The sequence below is a fragment of the Halorubrum miltondacostae genome (genome assembly GCF_041379815.1).
GTDB classification, from domain to species: domain Archaea; phylum Halobacteriota; class Halobacteria; order Halobacteriales; family Haloferacaceae; genus Halorubrum; species Halorubrum miltondacostae.
This window is the reverse complement of record NZ_JBEDNY010000001.1, coordinates 655,176-671,831: the sequence shown is the minus strand read 5'-3', so window position 1 is coordinate 671,831 and position 16,656 is coordinate 655,176. Positions and strand designations below refer to the sequence as shown.

The window sequence follows — 16,656 nt, the reverse complement described above, 5'->3', positions numbered from 1 at the left end:
GCTTTTTATGCGTCGCTCGGTCCTCAGTCCACACAACGAATGGTCCGTCTCGTTCACTACTCCGACATCGAGAACGTCTTCGACGCTCCGGAGCGGGCGGCGCGCCTCGCCGGCCGCGTCCGGTCGCTCTCGGGCCCCGACGCCGCGGTTGTCGGCACGGGCGACACGACCGCGCCGGGCGTCCTCTCGCTGGTCGCGACCGGCAGGCAGGTCCTCGACTTCTACGAGGCGACCGACACCGTCTTCGACACGTTCGGCAACCACGAGTTCGACTACGGCCCCGACGCGTGCCGCGACTTCGTCGCCGACGCGCCCGCGACATTCGTCTCCGCGAACGTCCGCGACGAGAAAGGCGATCCGTTCGGCCGCGACGAGGGTGTCGTCCCGTGGGCGACCCACGAGGTCGACGGCGAGACGATCGGGTTCGTCGGCGTCACCGACCCAGCGACGGACTCGCTGAACCCGATGGCCGCCGACCTCTCGTTCGACGACCCCGTTTCGGCCGCGCGCGACGCGCTCGCCGAGATGCGCGCCATGGTCGCGGAACGCGAAGAGACAGCGGGAGCGGGCGGCGACGCGCTCGATCACGTCGTCGTCCTCTCGCACCTCGGCGCGGGCGACGACAACCTCGCCCGCGAGCTCGATGTCGACGCGATCGCCGGCGGGCACGTCCACAGCCGCCGGAACGAGGTCGTCGCGGACACGCTGCTGGTCCGGCCCGGCGTCAACGGGGAGACGGTGGCCGAGATCGACCTCAGCGCCGACCCGCCGACCGCGACGCTCCACGAGCCCGACGGGGCCGACCCCGCGCCCGGCCTGGCGGACGCGCTCGCCGAGCGGATGGCCGCGGCGGACCTCGACGAGACCATCGACGTCGTCGACCGCCCGATCGAGCGGTCGGGCGACGTGGTCCACGGCGGGGAGTGCCGCGTCGGCAACTTCGTCGCGGACGCGTTCCGGTGGGTCCACGACGCCGACGTGGGGCTGTCGAACGCGGGCGGGCTCCGACAGGGAGACCCGTGGGCGGGCGACGTGACGAAGGCGGACCTGATCTCCCTGATCCCGTTCGAGGAGCCGGTGGCGCTCGCGTCGGTCAGCGGGGCGGAGCTCCAGGAGGTGTTCCGCGAGATGGCCGCGCCCGACGTGGACTTCGGCGAGGACGACTGGTGGCACGGGCACGTCTCGAACGCCCGCGTCGTCTGGGACGACGACGCGGAGCTGATCTTGGAGGCCACCGTCGACGGCGAGCCGGTCGATCCGGACGAACGCTACACGGTCGCCGTCTCGGAGTACCTGCTCCACTCCGAACACGAGTTCCCGACGCTCGCCCAGCGCCACCGGATCGACGAGGCGGACATCCAGTACGAAGTGCTGGCGGCGTTCGCCCGTGAGCACGGTATCGCCCCCGAGGTCGAGGGACGAATCGAGATCCGGAACCGCGCCGCCGCGGCGGACGACGACTGAAAGGGCGGCGCCGGCCCCGCGACCGCCACCGGCCGGGACGCCGGGCCGCAAACGGCGAGTCGGTTCTCGAACCGCTGAGAGGATTTAAACGGGGTTGGCCCGTGTGTACATATACCATATGGACGCGCTCGACGAGGTGCTCGAGAAGTACGCGACGAGCCAGCACCTCATGGATCACATCAGATACACCGCCGAGTCGCTGAGCATGGAGTTCGATAAGTGGGGCGAACAGTACGTGAGCGGCCCCAGTCTCTACATCCTTATCGTCGCGGACGTGAACTTCGCGGAGTACACAGACCCCCTCGGCGACAACGAGTGGCCGGTCGACCGCTGCCGGATCGTCACCGAGTCGCGCGACGTGTTCACGAACGTCGCTCGGGACGTGGCGTTCAGCCGGGACGGGGCCGTCATCGTGACCGGCGACGGCACCGTTCAGCGACAGATGGTGCGGGTCCGGAACCCCTCTCGGGGCGAGGTCGAGGAACTCGAGGCCCTCGAGTTCCCCGACTGGATGGGGACCAAACACATGAGCGCCCTAGAGACCTCGCTCCGCGACGACGTCCTCTGGGGAATCACGCTCAGCGAGGAGGACGGACGCGTTACGACGTTCCTGAACGGTACGTACCAGGACTACCCCCGCGACGAGATCGGGGGTCGGTGGCGACCCGAGACGTAGGCGGACACCGCACCGAGCGACGACCGCGAGGTTTCGGCGGGACCGTGCGCGTCCGTCGCCGCCCCGGCTACTCGAGGTCGACCTCGACGTCTCGCTGGAGGCCGGCCGCCTTCACCGTGTTGTACAGCAGCATCGCGCGCGTCATCGGCCCGACGCCGCCGGGGACCGGCGTGATCGCCCCCGCGACATCCTTCGCGGACTCGTAGTCCACGTCGCCGACCAGTTCGTACCCCTTCTCCGTGTCGGCGTCGACGCGGTTGATCCCGACGTCGAGCACGGTCGCGCCCGCCTTCAGCATCGAGCCGTCGACGAACTCCGGGAGGCCGGCGGCCGCGACGACGAGATCGGCGCCGGCCAGCTTCGCCTCAAGGTCCTCGGTCCGGGAATGGCAGACAGTCGTCGTCGCGTTCCCGGTCGGCGACTTCTGGATCAGCAGGTTCGCCATCGGCTTGCCGACGATGTCGGAGCGCCCGACGACGACGGCGTCCGCGCCCTCCGTCTCCACGTCGTAGGCGTCGAGCAGCTTCTGGACGCCGTGGGGCGTACAGGGCTTGAACCGCGCGTCGCCCGCGACGAGGCGGCCGACGTTCTCCGGGTGGAAGCCGTCGACGTCCTTCTCGGGGGCGACCCGCCGGAGGACGGTCCGCTTGTCGACGTGGTCCGGGAGCGGGAGCTGGACCAAGACCCCGTGGACGTCGTCGCGCTCGTTGAGGTCGTCGATCGTCTCGTACAACTCCGCGGCGGGGGCGTCCGCGTCGATCTCGACGTGGAAGCTCTCGATACCGACCTCCTCGCAGTCGCGCTGCTTCATCGAGACGTACGTCTCGCTCGCGGGGTCGTCGCTCATCAGCACCGTGGCGAGCCCCGGCTCGACGCCCGCGTCGGACAGCCGCGACACCTCGTCGGCGACCGCGCCGCGCACGTCCGCCGCGACCGACTCCCCGTCGATGATCTCCGTCATGGACGAATCTCGTCGCCCCCGAGGTAAAAGTGAACCGGGATCGTGCGTATCGAGTCCGAATCAAACACAATTTGATCCGTACATGTGGATCATCTACTCCGGGAACAGTTCCGCCTCGCGCTCGACCGCGTCGATGGCGGCGACCTCCGCGTCGGTCAGTTCGAGGTCCGCCGCGGCGAGGTTGGCGCGGAGGTGGGCCGCGCTCGACGCTTTCGGCACCGCGACCACCGGCTCCTTCGCGGTCGCCCACGCGATCGCGACCGCCTCGGGCGTCGCGTCGTGCGCCGCGGCGACCTCGGTGACGGCGTCGACCTCCCCGACCCGCCCGTCGGCGAGCGGCGAGTACGCGACGACCGTGTAGCCGTGTTCGCGGGCGTGATCGAGCAACTCCGGCCGGTAGAACAGCGGGTGGAGCTCCGTCTGGTGGGCCGCGGGCGGTCGTCCGAGGACGTCGATCGCGCGGTCGAGGTCAGCGACCTCGAAGTTCGAGACGCCGACGTTCCGCACGGGGCCCTCGTCGACCAGCCGGTCGAGCGCGGACAGCGTCGCCTCGGGGTCGTAGTCGCCGCGGGGTCGGTGGACGTACAGGAGGTCGATGGCGTCGATTCCGAGCCGGTCCGCGCTCTCACGGGCCGCGGGCGCGACGTCCGCGGCCGCGAGGTCGTCGATCCACAGCTTCGTCGCGACGGTCAGGTCCTCACGATCGACGTCGGCGTCGGCGAGGCCGGCGGCGAGCCCCTCGCCGACGACCGCCTCGTTCTCGTAGATGCGGGCGGTGTCGAGGTGGCGGTAGCCGACGGAGAGCGCCGTCGCGACCGCGTCCGGATCGTCGATCCCCATCGTCCCGAGACCGACCGGCGGGAGTTCCATGCGAACAGCTCGCGCGAGCCGAGACAAAAACGGTTCGAACCGCGCGCCGCCGTCACACCGTCACCGACACGGACCGCTCGAGGACCTCGTACCCCTGCGCGGCGAGCGCCTCGGCGTAGTACCGCTCGGCGACCCACCCCTGCGGGAGCCGCCGGAGGTCGAGCCGCCGCGTCGGCCGCAGTTCGAGGTCGACGACGGTCCCGCCGTCGGCCGTCTCGCGGACCGTCGCCGCGTACGAGGCCCACGGCCGGCCCTCCGCCGTCCCCTCGATCTCGACCGTCGCGACCGGCGTGCGGTCGGAGTCGCGCGCGCCGGCTCCCTCGCCCTCTGCCGCGACCCGCTCTCGCACGTCGGTAGAGAGGTCGAGTTCGACCGATTTGAGCCCGAGGAGGGAGGAGAACTCGTAGGTCGCGACCGTCCCGGAAGCGCTTCCGTCGGTAGCGGTGTCGGCTGAGTTCGGCGCGTCGTCGCTCCGAACCTCGTCGGCGACGCCCCACTGGAACGCGAGGATCGGCGGTTCCGCCGACGCGAACTGGCCGACGACAGCCGCGGGCGGCGCGTCCGTCCGGAGGCGTGCCGAGCCGCGCCGTCGAAACGCAGGCACGCGGAGGGCGACGACGAGGACGATGCCGACCGCCATCCCGGGCCAGAACGAGAGGGCGGCGACCGCTGCGAGGAACGCGGCGACGACGAGCAGGGCGAGGGTCCAGCTGACGGCGCGCTCCGCGCGGCGGTAGCGAGCCACGACGGACCGCACGTTCGACGCGTCTGTGTCCGAGGGCTGACTCGCGGAGGGAGAGGGCATCGTCCGCGTTTCGGCGACCGATCACATGTCCGTTTTGGTCGCGCGGCCGTCGGGCGGTCGCCGGCCGGTCAGACCTTTCCGTCCGGATCGGCCGGCGCTCGTCCACAGATGCTCACGAGGTCGTGGAGGTCGTCGATCTCGTAAGTCGGGTGACAGTCCAGCTCGGTCGACCGGCGATGGGGGCGACGGAGGAACGCGGAGTCGATGCCGGCGTTGTCGGCCGCGCGGACGTCGGACTCGTTGTCACCGACGAACAGCGCCGTCTCCGCGCCGAGGTCCTCGAGGGCGCGCTCGATGTAGTACGGGGAGGGCTTCTTCCGCGAGAGGCTCGCCACCGAGGGCTCGCGGCCGTACGCGACCTCGAAGTGACCCGCGAGCCCGAAGTGGTCGAGGAGGGCGTCGACGGTCGCCTGCTGGTTCGAGGAGACGACGCCGAGCGACGCGTCCAGCACGCGGACGGCGTCGACGTCGTCGTACGGTGTCTTCTGGCCCTTGCGGGCGGCGTCGATCTGCGCCGCGGCCGCGGTCTCGTCTCTGACCCGCCAGAACTCCGCCGGGTCCACCCCGTACCGCTCGCAGATGTCCGTCAGCGTCGCGGGGTCGACGCCGACGGCGACGTCGTCGACGTGGGCGAGGTCCGGGTCCTCGACGCCGAGGCTCACGAACGCGTCCCAAGCCGCCTCGCGGAGCGTGTCGAACGGCGTCCGCCCGATCAACACCCCGTCGTTGTCGAGGACGATGGCGTCGTACACGCATCCCTGTGGGTCGGTAACGGGCAAAAAGGTTTCACACGCCGAAAAGCCGGAGGAAGAGCCCGGCGAGCACCGCGAGCGCGCCGGCGATCGCCCCGACGAATGGGATCGGCACCGGGAGCGGGATCACGATCAGCGCGACGCCGAGCGCGATCAGCGCGGTCGAGAGCTTCGCGAGAACGCTTCGCCGTCGCCGCTCAAATACTTTCAGGCGGATTGCGACCGGTCGACGACGGCACCCGTCTCGTGCGACGCCTCCCGCACTTTCAATACCCGGCCCGTCGAACGTTCAGGCTGGACCATGAACATCTCTGATATCGCAGTGCCGGAATACGTCGAGGTCGACATCGACGAGCGACTCGCCAAGGTCCGTTCTATCTTCGAGCGAGAGAACCCGAAGGGGATCATCGTCGTCGAGGACGGCGATTACGCCGGCGTCGTCGGCGAGAAGCAGCTCATGCGCTCGCGCATGGAGGACGACACGAAGGTGTCGGCGGTGATGAAGCCGGCGCCCTCCGTCGACCGCCACGAGGACGTCCGCGAGACTGCTCGGCTCCTCGTCGAGGGCGACGTGAAGATCGCCCCCGTCTACGAGGGCGAGAAGCTCTTCGGCATCGTCACGGTCGACCAGATCCTCGAGGCCGTCCTCGACAGTCTCGACGCGATCACCGTCGGCCAGATCGCCACCGAAGACGTGATCGGCATCGGCGAGACCGAGAGCGTCGGGCGGGCGATCAACCGGCTCCGCGAGAACGGCGTCTCCCGGCTCCCGGTCCTCGACGAGGACGGCGACCTCGTCGGCGTCGTCACCACGAACGACATCGTCGAGTTCGTCGTCCGCGACCAGGAGCGACAGGGCAGCGGCGACCGCGCCGGCGACATCGATCGGATGCTCGACATCCCCGTCTACGACATCATGTCGAGCCCCGTCGTCACGGCGGCGAACGACGAGACCGCGCAGGCGGTCGTCCAGCGGATGTTCGACAACGATGTCTCTGGGCTCGTCATCACGCCCGAGGGCGCGGACACCGTCGCCGGGATGGTGACGAAGACCGACGTGCTGCGCGCGCTCACGTTCACCGAGCAGGACTCGATGGACGTCCAGATCACCAACGTCGACCTGCTGGAGGGGACCTCCCGCGAACACATCGTCGAGTCCATCGAGCAGGTCGCGGACAAGTACGCCGACATGCACGTCATCCACGCGCACGTCCGGCTCCACGCCCACAAGGAGAAGCTCCGCGGCACGCCCCTGATCCAGTGTCAGATCCGCCTCCGCACCAACGAGGGGCAGGTCGGCGGCTCCGGCGAGGGGTACGGCGCCGAACACGCCTTCCACGTCGCGCTCGACAAACTGGAGCGGAACGTCCTGGAGATCAAGGGCGTCAACGCCGACGAGGAGTACCGCGGCCAGCTCCTCCGGAAGCTCGGCGACCTGTGAGCCGGTAACGCGTCCGACGACGCTCGACGGTTCCGGCCGTATTTTTCGCGCGTCGTCTCTGCCGCGACAGCCGCGTGACCGCGCAGCGCTCAGAAGCCCGAGCGGAGCCGCGCGAACGGCGCCGTCGCGAGAGATGGCTCACCGGTCGGCCGGAGGAAAATGCGAATTCCCTCTCGGCAGGCGATCACGCGTCCGTGCCCTCGGCGAGCCCGTCGCCGACGATCCGGAAGGTCGCGGTGTCGCCGGCGGCCTTCGAGCGGTGCTTCTCGAGCGTCACCCGGCGGTTCCCGCCGCGGAACCGGTCGACGCGGACGATGGCCCCGGTCCAGTGGTTGAGGGTGTTGCCACCGAGCGCGCGGTCACGGTCGCCGTCCGGGTCGGTGAACACCTGGTTCGTGATGACGACGGCGACATCGTGCCGGCGGGCCAGAGAGAGGAGGTGCGTCACCTGCTTGGCGACCTTCCGGAGCGACTCGCCGCCCTCGGTGTCGCCGGCGCGTTCCAGCCGGTAGAAGCCGGTCGCGGAGTCTAACACGATCAGCTCAACCTCTTCGGCGAGCTCCTCGGCGTCGCGGACGGCCTCACGCTGGTCGTCGAAGTCGTACGCCTCCGAGATCACCAGTCGAGAGGCGATCGAATCGACCGTCTCGTCGGTGTCCGGGTCGTCGGCGCGCCCCGCGGCCAACTGCTCGAAGCGGTCGATGGAGAGCCCCTCGGTGTCGATGTAGAGGGCGCGGTCGCCGCCGGCCGCGACCTCCACCGCGGCCGCGAGCGCGAGGTTCGTCTTTCCGGCGGCCGGCGGCCCGTACACCTGGGTGACGACGCCCCGCTCGAAGCCGCCGCCCAACAGCTCGTCGACCGGCCGACAGCCGATCGGGATCGGATCGCTCACTGCGAGGCGCTTCGCCCGCGCTCGTATTTAAACGGTCGATCACACCGGCAGACGCGTCGCGGTGCGTCGTCCGCGACGCGCGGCCGTCGCTCGTCGAGGTGTAATAAGTGTGAGAGAAACGGAGATGGCGTCGATCACGTCGAGCGACCGCCGAAATCCGGTAGTGCGTGCGGACGCGCCGTCCGCGGTGTGGGGGTTAGTTGCGGACGAGGTTCGTCGCGCGCGGTCCCTTGGGGGACGACTCGATGTCGAACTCCACTTCCTGACCCTCCTCGAGGTCCGGGCCGCCGACGTCTTCCATGTGGAAGAACACGTCTTCGTCGTCGTCGAGGTCGCCGTCGTCAGTCGAGATGAAACCGTAGCCGCCAGTGTCGTTGAAGAAATCAACCTTACCGTTTGCCATTGCGAATAAACGTACAGCCGGTTAGGGCATAACCCTTGCGAGGGCCGCGTTACCACGGAGGTTCCGGACGTTCGTCAACCGCGAATACGCCGGAGACGTCCGCCTTTCGGCCGCATTGCTGGCGTTCGAGAGCGCGGTCATATTCAGCGCGTGCCAGCAGCCGCGGGGTTCATTTACGAGCGACCACGTAGGTCGGGCAACGACATGGACCGCCGCCACTTCCTCCGCTCGCTCGCCGCCACCGGGACCGCCGCCGGGGCGACCGCCACGGCCGGCTGCGCCGGCGTCCTCGGCGATTCGGGGCCGCTCGGTGACGACGACGGGACGGTCCTCGGCCCGCCGGAACAGACCCGCGGCGAGCCGGTCCACCCGATCCACGGCGACGAGATGCCCGAGTTCACCGTCCCGGACCCGATATCGGGCGAGGAGATATCCACGGCGGCGTTCGAGGGCGAGCGCGCGTTCCTGTGGACGTCCTTCTACACCAACTGCCCCGACGGCGTCTGTCCCGCTCTCATCCTCCGCCTCCGTCGCGTCCAGGAGGTCGCGGCCGAGGAGGGGTTCGGCGACGAGGCCGCCTTCCTCCCGCTGACGTTCGACCCCGAGCGCGACACGGCGGACATGCTCCGCGAGTACGCCGCCCAGCGCGGGGTCGACCTCGACGCCGGCAACTGGCACTTCCTCCGCCCCGAGTCCTACGAGGCGGGCGTGGAACTGATGGACGAGAACTTCGGGCTCAAGATCGAGAAGACCGACGCCGAGGGGTACGAGAACCTCGAGTACGCGTTCCCGCACTACGGGCTCATCCTGCTCGTGAACGAGCGGGGGATCGTCGAGCGGTCGTACCCGCGCGGGCCGGCCACCGACGTCGAACGGATCGTCGACGACTTCCGGCGGGTGGTCACGGCGTGAGGCGGCGGGACCTCGTCGCCGGGCTCGCGAGCGTCGCGGTGCTCGGCGGGGCGGGCGCGGTCGCGACCGGCGGGGTCCCGGGCTCGCTCGGCGGCGGTCCGAGCGACGGCGACGGCTCGACCGGCGGCGACGGTTCGGAACCGATCGAGCCGGTGACGCTCGACACCGTCGAGGCGCCCGGGAGCCGCGACGGCGAGGTGACGCTCCCCGCCCCCGACCGCCCCACGTTCGTCGACTTCTTCGGGACGTGGTGTCCGCCCTGCGCCGAGCAGATGCCGGCCCTCGCGGCGGCCAACGACCGGATCGGCGACGAGGTGCTGTTCGTCTCCGTGACGACGGAGCCCGTCGGCGACGCGGTCAGCGAGGAGACGGTTACGGACTGGTGGCGCGAGAACGGGGGCGACTGGCTCGTCGCCGCCGACGTCTCGGCCGAACTGGCGGCGCGCCTCGACGTCGGCAGCTACCCGAGCGCCCGCGCCGTCGACGCCTCCGGGCGCGTCAGGTGGGCCACCTCCGGGACGCACACCACCGAGGAGTTCGTCGCGGGCATCGAGCGCGCGCTCGACCGATGACGGGGCGTTCCGACCGATGACCCGACGGGGTAAGCGATGACCGACGTCTCGCTCGCGACGAACGTCCCGTTCGCCGTGACCGCGGGCGTGGCGACGTTCTTCTCGCCGTGCGCCTACCCGCTCTTGCCCGGCTACGTCGGCTTCTACGTGAACTCCGTCGACGCCGACTCGGCGTCGGTCGTCGGGGCGGGAGCCCGCGGCGTCGCGGCCGCGGTCGGCGTGTTGGCGACGTTCGCGCTGCTCGCCGGGGCCACCGTCCGGGTCGGCTACTCGACGCTGTCGAACATCACCGTCTTCGAGACGCTCGTCGGCGGGCTGCTGATCGCCTTCGGACTCCTCGTCGTCGCCGGGCGCTCGCCGTCGATCTCCGTGCCGCTGCCCGAGCGGCGGGCGAGCGTGTTCGGGTTCGGGCTCTTCGGCGCGGGGTACGCGCTGGCCGGCGCGGGCTGCGTCGCGCCGGTGTTCCTCGGCGTCGTGGCCCGCGCCATCGCGCTGCCCCCGGAGGCGGCGGCGCTCGTCCTCGGCACCTACGCCGGCACCGTCGCCGTCCTGATGGCAGCGACCACCGTCGCGACCGGCGTCGGCCTCCTCAGCAACGCCAACCGGGTGATGGCCCACGCCGGGCTGCTGAAGCGGATCGCCGGCGGCGTGATGGTGGTCGCGGGGATCGGACAGCTGTACCTCGCGCTGGTCGTGTACTGACGGCGCGGTCGGGATCTGGACCGCAGAAGGTCGGAGCCGCGGGAGACCCGTCGAGTCGTGCGGTTCCGTCCCACGTCTCCCGTAGATTCTTAACCGATTGCGCGGAAACTCCGGATAGCCGAACCGAGACGGTTCGGTCCCCGCACCATGGATCTCGATCAGTTCACCGCCGAGAACGCACCGACAGAGAGCGCGGAACCGTTCCAGCGCGAGAACAGCTACACCTTAGACGTCGAGGTCGCCGGCACCGTCATGGCGAAGGCGGGCTCGATGGTCGCGTACACGGGCGATGTCTCGTTCACCGGGAAGGCCTCCGCCGAGGGGGGAATCACCGGCTTCCTCAAGGAGGCCGCCACCGGCGAGGGGACGCCGATCATGGCCGTCGAGGGCGACGGGCACGTCTACTTCGCCGACGACGGCAAGAAAGTACAAGTGGTCGAGCTCGACGCCGGCGAGTCGATCACGGTCAACGGCGAGGACGTGCTCGCCTTCGAGGAGTCGCTCTCGTACGAGATCAACACCATCGACAGCCTCGCCGGCGCGCTCGCCGGCGGCTTCAGCAACGTCTACCTCGAGGGGCCGGGGTACGTCGCGATCACCACCCACGGCGACCCCATCGTCTTGGAACCGCCGGTCGCGACCGACCCGAGCGCGACCGTCGCGTGGGGCGGCACGTCCCCGGACGTCGAGGTCAACCGCAGCCTCTCGGACATGATCGGACAGGAGTCCGGCGAGCGCTACCAGATGCGCTTCGACGGCGACGGCGGCTTCGTCGTGGTCCAGCCGCGAGAAGAGCACGTCTGAGCCGGAGCCGAGTCGCCGACCGGCGGCTCCGTCTTACCGCGCCGCCAGCCAGTCGATGAAGTCGCCGGAGAGGAACCCGGCGTAGTCGACGATCCCGAGGTACAGCGAGACGATCACGACGACTACGATCGGGACCCGAACGGCCCAGATCCACGCGTCGTCGAGGCCCCCGATGTCCGCGATCCCTTTCCCGAGTTCGTCGCGGCCGAACTCCGGCACGACCCAGCCGACGAACACCGCGAGCAGCAGCGACCCGAGGACGAGCAGGATGCCGTCCGCGAACCCGTCGTACAGGCTGAGGAAGATGGAGTCGATGGTCACCGGGACCCCGAGCAGGAAGACCGCGGTTCCGACCGCGGCCGCCGCCGGGACCCGGGCGACGCCGACCTCGTCGATGAGGTAGGAGACGAGCACTTCGAGAATGCTGATCGCCGACGAGAGCGCGGCGATGCCCACCATGGCGAAGAAGAAAACGCCGAGGATACGACCCCCGGGGATGCCCGCGAACGCCGCGGTGAGGCTCACGAATATCGCGCCGGGGCCGCCCGTGCCCGGCTCGATGCCGACGGTGAAGAGGACCGGGAAGACGACGAAGCCGACGAGGACCGCGACGAGCGTGTCGAGCGTCGCGATGATGGCGGCGTCGGACGCGAGGTTGCGGTCCTCCCCGAGGTAGGAGGCGTAGGTGATCATCGCACCCATGCCGAGCGAGAGCGTAAAGAACGCCTGGCCCGCAGCAGCCGGCAGGATCTCGGTCCAGTTCGCCGCTATCGTGCCGAAGTCCGGCGAGAGGTAGTATGCGTACGCCGCGCTCGCGGCGTCGAGGGTGAAGCCGTAGGCGGCCAGCCCGAGGAGCAGCACGAGGATGGCGGGGACCATCACCTTCACGCTCAGTTCGATCCCGCGCCTGACGCCGGCGGCGATGATGCCGATAACGAGCAGCATGAAGAGAGCGTGGAAGACGAGCGTGTCGAGGCCGGTCGCCACCGTCCGGTACAGCGTCTCCGCCGCCGCCGGATCGGCGCGGGTGAATCCCTCGGTGATGCCGATGAGGGTGTATCGGAGGAACCAGCCCGCGACGACGCTGTAGTACGAGAGAATGACGAAGCCGGTGACGACGAACAGCCAGCCGGCGGACGACCACGCGCCGCTCCCCAGTTCACGCAGCGCGCCGACGGGGTTCCGCTCCGTGCGACGCCCGATGACGAACTCGACGAGGATCGCCGGGAAGCCGATCAGCGCGACGAACGCCAGATACGTGATCAGAAACGACGAGCCCCCGTACTGACCGGTGATGAACGGGAACCGCCAGATGTTACCCAGCCCGACCGCGCTCCCGACCGCGGCGAGGATGAACCCCGCCCGCGTCGCCCACGTCTCGCGTGCCATTGGTGTCGGAGAGAGACGCCCTCCCGTGTAAAAACGTGTCTCTCCGGGGCTGTTACTGCTGATCATCAAACATGATCAATCGGTCACCGTCGCGGCATCGGAGACCGCCGCCGTCGCCCGTCCGCGCCGGTTCGCCGGGCGGTCCGGCCACGCGTCGGGGACCGTGAATTTAATAGCCGGACAGGGACCTCACGAGGTATGGAACGCGTAGACGTCGCGATCGTGGGCGGCGGGCCGGCCGGGTCGTCCGCGGCGCACGCGGCCGCGACCGGCGGGGCGAACGCCCTGGTCGTCGAGAAGGGAGTCCCCCGGGCCGACCGCGACGGCCTCGGTCCCGACTCGACCGACGCGGCCGGCATCTTGGATTACTGGGTGGACATCATGGGGATCCACCCCGACGAGTTCGACGACGAGGTCGTCCAGCGCGAGCTGACCCGCGCCGAGTTCCGCGGGCCCGACGAGTCGGCGACGCTGACCTCGACCGGCATCGACTCCTCGTACGAAAAGTTCGGGTACACCTTCCAGCGCGCGCGGTTCGACGACTGGCTCCGCGACCGGGCCGAGGAGGCGGGGGCCGAGTACCGCGTCGGGACCTCCGTCCGCGGCGTCGACACGGACCTCTCGATGGCGCCCGGCGACGAAGACCCCCGTCACGCGATCGAGCTCGCCGACGGCGGCACCGTCGGCGCCGACTTCGTCGTCCTCGCCGACGGGCCGCAGCGGACGGTGACGAACCAAGTCCTCGACGAGTACCTGCCCGCGGACGCGCAGGCCTCCGAGCGGCTGGCCTCACGGACCGCGAACCACATCGCGTACCAGGAGTACCGGCGCGTCCCAGAGGAGGTGTTCGAGGAGGTCGAGGACGCGCTCGTCTTCTGGTGGGGCGTGATGCCGGGCGAGACCGCGTACCCGTGGATCTTCCCCAACGCGGACCGCGTCTGCCGGGTCGGGCTGACGATGCCGATCGGCCTCGACATCGACGAGGTAAACGCCTCGGAGTACGCCCTCCTCCGCGAGGACGACGGGTCGATCCCGCAGGGCGGCGAGTACATCCGGCGGCTGCTAGAGTGGCAGTACGGCGACGAGTACGACGTCGAGGAAGACTTCCCGCTCGTCGAGGAGGCCGGCAAGCGGGGCGGGACGGAGACGTACCCGATCTCCTCCACCCGGCCGATCGACTCGCCCGTCGGGGCCGGCGTCGCAGTCGTGGGCGGCGCGATGGGGACCACCTCGGCGTTCCACGAGGGCGGCGACCACGTGGCGGTGCGGACCGGTGCCATCGCGGGCGAGCTCGCCGCGGAGGGCGACATGGCCGCGTACAACCGCCGCTGGAAGGAGGCGATCGGCGACGAGGTCGTCCGCAACGTGACGATGGCGGACATGGTCGCCGACTACGAGCCGGCCGACTGGAACCGCGTCATCGGCGCGGCCGACGCGATGCTCGCCGCCGAGACCGGCGACGACCTCCTCTCGCAGCCGTACCGCTCCGGGTGGGAGTCGCTGAAGCTGCTGGTCGGGTACAAGTGGAACAAGCGACGGGTGAAGAAGGGGTACGTCGGCATCGACGAGACCGAGTACGTTTATTGACGCGTCGTCCAGCCGGCGCCGCGCAGTCGCGCGTGACCGACAGGGTGGTCGCGCGGACGCCGGAGCCGGTCGCTACCGGATGACGGGGGCCGACAGCTCGACCGGCTCGTCGTCGATCCCCGCCACGTCGACCGGCTCGGCCTCATGGGTCGGCCACCGGCCGGTCTTCGTGAGCCGTTCGGTCAGGTCCGGCGCGACGAGGTGCGTGTCCTCGCTCTTGGTTCCGCGAACGGTCGGATTCCACGCGTAGCCCATCGGCCGCCGGACCGGCTCGTCGCCGTCGGGCGTGGCGATCCACTCCCGGCCCGCGAACCCGGCGGCGCCGCCCTGGTGGTGCCGTTTCCACTCGTCCGGGAAGCCGACGGCGTCGTACGCCTCCTGGACGGCCGCGAAGACATCGCCCGCGGTGTCCGGCGCGTCGTCGCCGTCGTCCGAGAGCGTCCCGGCCGCGGCGGCCTCGGTGGCTCGGATCGCGGTCGCCTCGACGCGCGCGGCGGCGCGGTGGCGCTCCTCGAACCAGTCCGGGGCGTCGAAGGCGACGGTGCGCGTCAGTGAGGCGTACAGTCCCGCGCGCTCGCCGGTGACCGAGACGAGCGCGTAGTCGCCGAGCGTGGCGTCTGTCGGCGTGTAGTGGCGGTACGTCTGCGCCCGCTCCGCGCCGCCGACGAGCACGACCGGCGTGTCCACGTCGCGGGAGGCGAGCGAGATGTCGATGCCGGCCGCGACCTCGTACTCGGGATCCTCGGGTTCGAGGTTCCGGCAGACGGTCTCGACGGCGGCCGCGACCTCGCGGCCAAGCTCGCGGCATCGCTCGACGTCGTCATCGGTGAGCGGCTGCCGGAGGCGCCCTCCGTCGACTGCCTCGAACCCCGGAACGTCGAAGTCGGCGGCCGCCGGTGCGGGGGACTGCTCGGCGACCGCCTCCGCGAGCGAGTCGGCGTACCACGGGAACGACTCGACCGCGAACGCGTCCGGGAGCTCCTCGTCGACGAGCCGGTCCGCCTCGATCTCGTCGGTGATCACGCGGAGTTCGCCGTCGTAGCCGGCGGCCGCGACGCCGGTCGTCGCGTCGGCGTCGACGACGTTGTCGCCGCCGGTGAGCCACGCGAACCCGTTCGGGCGCGCGAACCAGACCGCTTCGAGCCCGCGCTCGTCGAGGTACGCGTCGAGCCTGTCCGTTCGGGCAGCGAGGTCGACCATACGACCAGACTCTCAGCGAGTCAGTAAAACCGGTCGGAACCCGGCCGGCGCGCGCACCCCGACCGGCGCGGATCGGTCGGGAGCCGGAGCGGATCGACCGCTCGACGACCGTCGGCTCCGCGATCGTCGCTCCGCCGTCTCCCGATCGATCGCGGCCGACGGGGCCGGCGGAGCGGCGCGAAACGAAAGGTTCAATTACGTCCCACGGAAACGACGAGATGCGTCAGTAAGCCCCTGCGGGTTGGTAGTCTAGTCCGGTTATGACACCTCCTTGACATGGAGGAGGCCGGCAGTTCAAATCTGCCCCAACCCACCTTCTTGCGGCCGAAACCACACGACTCCGAGCGAAATCTCTCCCGGCAGATCCCCGTTCGGTCCGCGGCGCATACCAAGCTATATTCCGGCAAGTGATAGTGTCTGATCATGACGGATCGAACCCGGAAGGACGTCGTCAAGATCGGGGCGACCGGAATCGTCACTGGCGTGGCCGGTTGTAGCGGGGCGATTCCGGAAGACGTCGCCCGACGGGCGGTCGATGGAAATACGCCGAGCGGCGAACCACCGGAACTGGACGACTTCTCTGACGCGGAGTTGGATCGGGCCAGATCGGTGGGTGAGGACGCCCGAGCGGCGGTCGCGGTGATCAGGGGAAATAACGGACAGGGCGGGACCGCGTGGTTCCTCGACGACGGACGGCTCATAACGAACAGCCACGTTGTCGCCGGCAGCGATTCGTTCGAGGCGTGGCCGATGGAGGGCGAGAAGTTCGAACCCGAACTCGTCGGCACGTCGGACCACATGAACCAGCCGTATCACGACGTGGCCGTCCTCGAAACCGATTTCTCGCCGGCGAACCGGCTCTCCCTCGGCGAGTCGGACTCGGTCGATGAGGGACAGCCGCTCGTTCAGGTCGGCCACCCGTTCGCGATCGGCAACTGGGTGGTGTCGATCGGGCGGTACGTCGAACCCGGCTTCGGGGAGACGCTGCTCACTTCTGTCCCCTCGCTCAGCGGCAACAGCGGCGGTCCGTTGCTGACGCTCGACGGCAGCGTCGTCGGGATCACGACCGGTGGGACCCCCCGCGATCAACTCGGCTCGACGCGGCCGGAGCCGGTCGACCTCACGGTCCACGAGGAGTTCACCGACTACGAGTGGACGACCCACGACCGCACCTCGGTGATCCGGCGGTACGTCGAGGAGTTCTGACCCGCCGCGAGCGGGGGAGC

General features: G+C 69.9%; 17 protein-coding genes and 1 tRNA gene. 10 read left to right on the top strand and 8 right to left on the bottom strand.

Translation table 11 applies throughout. The features are described 5' to 3' along the window. Positions 1-39: 39 nt before the first annotated feature. Together ABNG04_RS03625 and ABNG04_RS03620 are read left to right on the top strand one after the other, a co-directional pair. The gene (locus tag ABNG04_RS03625; RefSeq protein ID WP_371160124.1) at positions 40-1,464 is read left to right on the top strand and encodes a bifunctional metallophosphatase/5'-nucleotidase; all 1,425 of its coding nucleotides are present in this window, start codon (positions 40-42) and stop codon (positions 1,462-1,464) included. 118 nt (positions 1,465-1,582) lie between these two features. Continuing rightward, positions 1,583-2,140 carry a hypothetical protein gene (locus ABNG04_RS03620; RefSeq protein ID WP_371160123.1) on the top strand — a complete coding sequence of 186 codons (558 nt, stop codon included), beginning with the start codon at positions 1,583-1,585 and terminating at the stop codon, positions 2,138-2,140. A gap of 67 nt (positions 2,141-2,207) precedes the next feature. Here ABNG04_RS03620 and ABNG04_RS03615 read toward each other — a convergent pair whose 3' ends face one another. The 4 genes from ABNG04_RS03615 to ABNG04_RS03600 all read right to left on the bottom strand — a co-directional run bounded on the left by ABNG04_RS03615 (position 2,208) and on the right by ABNG04_RS03600 (position 5,528). Continuing rightward, a complete protein-coding gene (locus tag ABNG04_RS03615) occupies positions 2,208-3,101 on the bottom strand; it encodes a bifunctional methylenetetrahydrofolate dehydrogenase/methenyltetrahydrofolate cyclohydrolase (protein ID WP_371160121.1) in 894 nt (297 codons plus the stop codon). Positions 3,102-3,194: 93 nt separating this feature from the next. After that, entirely contained in the window at positions 3,195-3,971 is a 777-nt protein-coding gene (locus ABNG04_RS03610) for an aldo/keto reductase (protein ID WP_371160120.1), read from the bottom strand. A 52-nt stretch (positions 3,972-4,023) separates the two neighbouring features. Then, positions 4,024-4,776, bottom strand: a complete 753-nt coding sequence (locus ABNG04_RS03605) for a hypothetical protein (protein WP_371160119.1) — start codon at positions 4,774-4,776, stop codon at positions 4,024-4,026. A gap of 68 nt (positions 4,777-4,844) precedes the next feature. After that, a complete protein-coding gene (locus tag ABNG04_RS03600; RefSeq protein WP_371160117.1) occupies positions 4,845-5,528 on the bottom strand; it encodes an HAD family hydrolase in 684 nt (227 codons plus the stop codon). 301 nt (positions 5,529-5,829) lie between these two features. On the opposite strand from ABNG04_RS03600, the gene ABNG04_RS03595 reads away from it, so the two are divergent. After that, entirely contained in the window at positions 5,830-6,969 is a 1,140-nt protein-coding gene (locus tag ABNG04_RS03595; protein WP_371160115.1) for a CBS domain-containing protein, read from the top strand. Between the two features lie 184 nt (positions 6,970-7,153). Here ABNG04_RS03595 and radB read toward each other — a convergent pair whose 3' ends face one another. Next, positions 7,154-7,861: a DNA repair and recombination protein RadB gene (gene radB, locus ABNG04_RS03590; protein ID WP_371160112.1), complete on the bottom strand. Its 708-nt coding sequence runs from the start codon at positions 7,859-7,861 to the stop codon at positions 7,154-7,156. Positions 7,862-8,057: 196 nt separating this feature from the next. Next, entirely contained in the window at positions 8,058-8,264 is a 207-nt protein-coding gene (locus tag ABNG04_RS03585; RefSeq protein ID WP_004595330.1) for a cold-shock protein, read from the bottom strand. Between the two features lie 204 nt (positions 8,265-8,468). On the opposite strand from ABNG04_RS03585, the gene ABNG04_RS03580 reads away from it, so the two are divergent. From ABNG04_RS03580 to ABNG04_RS03565, 4 genes are all read left to right on the top strand, one after another. Beyond that, positions 8,469-9,176 carry an SCO family protein gene (locus tag ABNG04_RS03580; protein WP_371160110.1) on the top strand — a complete coding sequence of 236 codons (708 nt, stop codon included), beginning with the start codon at positions 8,469-8,471 and terminating at the stop codon, positions 9,174-9,176. Then, the gene (locus ABNG04_RS03575) at positions 9,173-9,748 is read left to right on the top strand and encodes a TlpA family protein disulfide reductase (protein WP_371160108.1); all 576 of its coding nucleotides are present in this window, start codon (positions 9,173-9,175) and stop codon (positions 9,746-9,748) included. The genes ABNG04_RS03580 and ABNG04_RS03575 overlap by 4 nt, the downstream gene beginning before the upstream one ends. 36 nt (positions 9,749-9,784) lie before the next feature. Next, a complete protein-coding gene (locus ABNG04_RS03570; protein ID WP_371160106.1) occupies positions 9,785-10,450 on the top strand; it encodes a cytochrome c biogenesis protein CcdA in 666 nt (221 codons plus the stop codon). Between the two features lie 147 nt (positions 10,451-10,597). Continuing rightward, entirely contained in the window at positions 10,598-11,254 is a 657-nt protein-coding gene (locus ABNG04_RS03565) for an AIM24 family protein (RefSeq protein ID WP_371160104.1), read from the top strand. 33 nt (positions 11,255-11,287) lie between these two features. Here ABNG04_RS03565 and ABNG04_RS03560 read toward each other — a convergent pair whose 3' ends face one another. Beyond that, positions 11,288-12,643 carry a sodium-dependent transporter gene (locus tag ABNG04_RS03560; protein ID WP_371160102.1) on the bottom strand — a complete coding sequence of 452 codons (1,356 nt, stop codon included), beginning with the start codon at positions 12,641-12,643 and terminating at the stop codon, positions 11,288-11,290. Between the two features lie 198 nt (positions 12,644-12,841). Between ABNG04_RS03560 and ABNG04_RS03555 the strand changes: the two genes are divergently transcribed. Next, positions 12,842-14,230 (top strand): NAD(P)/FAD-dependent oxidoreductase, encoded by a 1,389-nt coding sequence (locus tag ABNG04_RS03555; RefSeq protein ID WP_371160101.1) that lies wholly within the window; start codon positions 12,842-12,844, stop codon positions 14,228-14,230. A 72-nt stretch (positions 14,231-14,302) separates the two neighbouring features. Here ABNG04_RS03555 and ABNG04_RS03550 read toward each other — a convergent pair whose 3' ends face one another. Further along, the gene (locus ABNG04_RS03550) at positions 14,303-15,430 is read right to left on the bottom strand and encodes a M24 family metallopeptidase (RefSeq protein WP_371160099.1); all 1,128 of its coding nucleotides are present in this window, start codon (positions 15,428-15,430) and stop codon (positions 14,303-14,305) included. A gap of 238 nt (positions 15,431-15,668) precedes the next feature. On the opposite strand from ABNG04_RS03550, the gene ABNG04_RS03545 reads away from it, so the two are divergent. Both ABNG04_RS03545 and ABNG04_RS03540 read left to right on the top strand, forming a co-directional pair. Beyond that, positions 15,669-15,743: transfer RNA gene (locus tag ABNG04_RS03545), tRNA-Val, on the top strand. A gap of 110 nt (positions 15,744-15,853) precedes the next feature. Continuing rightward, the gene (locus ABNG04_RS03540) at positions 15,854-16,636 is read left to right on the top strand and encodes a trypsin-like peptidase domain-containing protein (protein WP_371160097.1); all 783 of its coding nucleotides are present in this window, start codon (positions 15,854-15,856) and stop codon (positions 16,634-16,636) included. Positions 16,637-16,656 lie beyond the last annotated feature (20 nt).